The sequence below is a fragment of the Roseicyclus sp. genome (assembly GCF_052168335.1).
Taxonomy (GTDB): Bacteria; Pseudomonadota; Alphaproteobacteria; order Rhodobacterales; family Rhodobacteraceae; genus Roseibacterium.
This window is the reverse complement of record NZ_JBQLZP010000656.1, coordinates 1-2,566: the sequence shown is the minus strand read 5'-3', so window position 1 is coordinate 2,566 and position 2,566 is coordinate 1. Positions and strand designations below refer to the sequence as shown.

The 2,566-nt window shown below is 69.6% G+C and carries 2 protein-coding genes; one reads left to right on the top strand and one right to left on the bottom strand.

The genetic code is table 11. From position 1 onward, the window contains the following. Positions 1 to 1,064 (bottom strand): choice-of-anchor L domain-containing protein (locus tag ACTS11_RS19975; protein WP_442642037.1); only part of this gene is annotated, 1,064 nt, incomplete at its 3' end. A gap of 280 nt (positions 1,065 to 1,344) precedes the next feature. Between ACTS11_RS19975 and dapE the strand changes: the two genes are divergently transcribed. Next, positions 1,345 to 2,490 (top strand): succinyl-diaminopimelate desuccinylase, encoded by a 1,146-nt coding sequence (dapE, locus tag ACTS11_RS19970; protein WP_442642036.1) that lies wholly within the window; start codon positions 1,345 to 1,347, stop codon positions 2,488 to 2,490. Positions 2,491 to 2,566: the final 76 nt, after the last annotated feature.

Below are 2,566 nucleotides of genomic sequence, written 5' to 3'. Positions count from 1 at the left end.
ACCGGCCGCTCGCCCTCGGGCGTCCGGATCATCGTGCCCCGCGCGAAACACGGCACCGCCGTCACCACGACGAAGGCGGAATCGGTGATGCCGGCGTCGTTCTGCACCGTGTAGGTGAACGAGACGTTCTCGGGCCCCGTCAGCCCGGCCTGTCCGGCGGGCGGCACGATCTGGAGCGTGCCGTTCGCCAGGAGCGTGATCTGGTGCCCGGAATTGAGCGAGACCGTGCCGCCCGGTGCGATGTCGACACCGTTGACGTGGGTGACGAACATGATCCCGCCGCTGCCGTCGTTGGCGAGCACGTCGAGCGTGACGGTCTGCCCCTCGAAATGCGTGATCGCGTCGTCCTGCGCGATGAGGACCGTCTGCGCGCTGTTGGCGGCGATCAGGACGTTGCTGTCCCAGGCGTTGTCCGTGACGTCGGCGATCGCGATCCTGAGCGTGTTCACCTCGCCGACGTTGACCGGCATCAGCACCCGCAGCGTCGCCGTGAAGCCGTCCATCTCGGTGTTGTAGGCGTCGCCGGTGTTGTTGTTGAAGAGCGTCGCGTTCTCGTTCTGGTTGACCGAGCCGACCTGCGTGGTGTCGATGATCGGGGTCTGGACGAGTTGGCCGTTGATCCAGAAGCCGACGATGTCGTTGAACTGCGAACTCGAGTATTCCGGGTATTCCTCGGAGGAGAAGAGGAACTGCAGCGACATGAGGTTGCCGGTCGGGATGAACTCCACCTCCAGGATCGAGGCGTCGAAGGTCGGCGCCCCGGCGGCGGCGTTGAGCAGAGCGTCGTTGTCGCGCCCCGGCGTGTTCGTCGAGGTGCCGGCGCTGCGGTTGGGATCGCCGCTCGACTGCGTGTAGTCCGTCGCCCGCCCGGTCGACAGGATCACGCCGCGGTCCGAAGGCGTGGCCTCCGGCGAGATCGCGTCGCCGCCGCTGTAGATCGCCGACGAGCCGCTCCACCCGATATAGGTGGCATCGACGACGATCGTGCCCTCTCCGAAGATTTCCTGCGCCATGGCGAAGGCGCTGGCGCTCGTGTTGTAGTTGAGTTCCTGACCCGTCGCCATGCTCTGCCCTGCCCGATCCGGTCGAGGGGCGCGACAGGGAGGGAAGCGGCATGGGAGAGACGGCGGCCGCGACGGCGCGCCTGTCCTGCCTGACTGTCCTGCCCGTTCGTCACGCGGTCGTTGCCGCGCCTGCCTCGACGATTTTCTTCATGTTTCGCATCTCTATAGCCCAACGGTCCCATCCCGGGAAACGGGACGCGGCGCGTGGCAGGGCCATTGTGCCTTTCCCGCCACGGCGCTACGCCCTCTCCGTGCCCGTCCGACCGCGAGGAACCGCCCCATGCCGCTCGATCCCGTCGACCTGACCGCCGCCCTCGTCCGCTGCCCCAGCGTCACGCCGGAGGAGGGGGGCGCGCTGCGGCTCCTCGAGGAGACGCTCGCCGCCGCGGGCTTCGACTGCACGCGCGTCGACCGCAACGGGACGCCGAACCTCTTCGCCCGCTGGGGCGCGCGGAACGCCCGCCGCGTCTTCGGATTCAACGGCCATACCGACGTCGTGCCGGTGGGCGATCCGACCGACTGGACGCACCCGCCCTTCTCCGCCCACCGCGAGGAGGGCTGGCTCTACGGGCGCGGGGCGACCGACATGAAGTCGGGCGTCGCGGCCTTCGTGGCGGCCGCCGTCGATCTCGTGGCCGAGGCGCCGCCCGAGGGCGCCATCGTCATCACCGTGACCGGCGACGAGGAGGGGCCGGGGCGCGACGGCACCATCGCGATCCTCGACTGGATGGCCGAAACCGGCGAGCGCATGGATGTCTGCATCGTGGGCGAGCCGACCTGCCCGGAGGTCATCGGCGACATGATCAAGATCGGCCGCCGCGGCTCGATGACCGCGCAGTTCGAGGTGACGGGCAAGCAGGGCCATTCCGCCTACCTCCACAAGGCGCTGAACCCGATGCCCGCCGTGGCGCTCCTCGCGCATCGCCTCTCGACCCACGTGCTGGACGAGGGGACATCGCATTTCGACCCCTCCACCGTCTCGGTCACGACCATCGACACCGGCAACACCGCCTCGAACGTCATCCCCGCGCGCACCCGCATGACGGTCAACCTCCGCTTCAACGACCTGCACAGCGGCGCCTCGCTGACCGATTGGCTCCGGGCGGAGGCCGACCGCGTCGCGACCGAGACCGGAACGCGCATCGCCATGACCGCGCAGGTCTCGGGCGAGGCCTTCCTCACGCCGCCGGGCGCGCTCTCCGCCCTCGTCTCGGCGGCCGACGAGGCCGAGACGGGGCGCAGGCCCGTCCTCTCCACGACCGGCGGCACCTCGGACGCCCGCTTCGTGCGCGCGCATTGCCCGGTGGTCGAGTTCGGCCTCGTCGGGCACCGCATGCACGAGGTGGACGAGCGCGTGCGGGAACAGGACATCCACGACCTCAAGGCGATCTACCGCAGGATCCTCGCGGACTACTTCGCAGGCTGACGCGCCGCGCGCCGCAGCGCACCGCCCCCTGCCTTCATCCTGGCGACAAACTCCCGCGCGGAGCGCACCAGGCGCG

What these genes read in the sequence shown, in the direction of transcription:
- dapE (WP_442642036.1), top strand. Translation starts at nt 1,345, where the DNA reads ATGCCGCTCGATCCCGTCGACCTGACCGCCGCCCTCGTCCGCTGCCCC.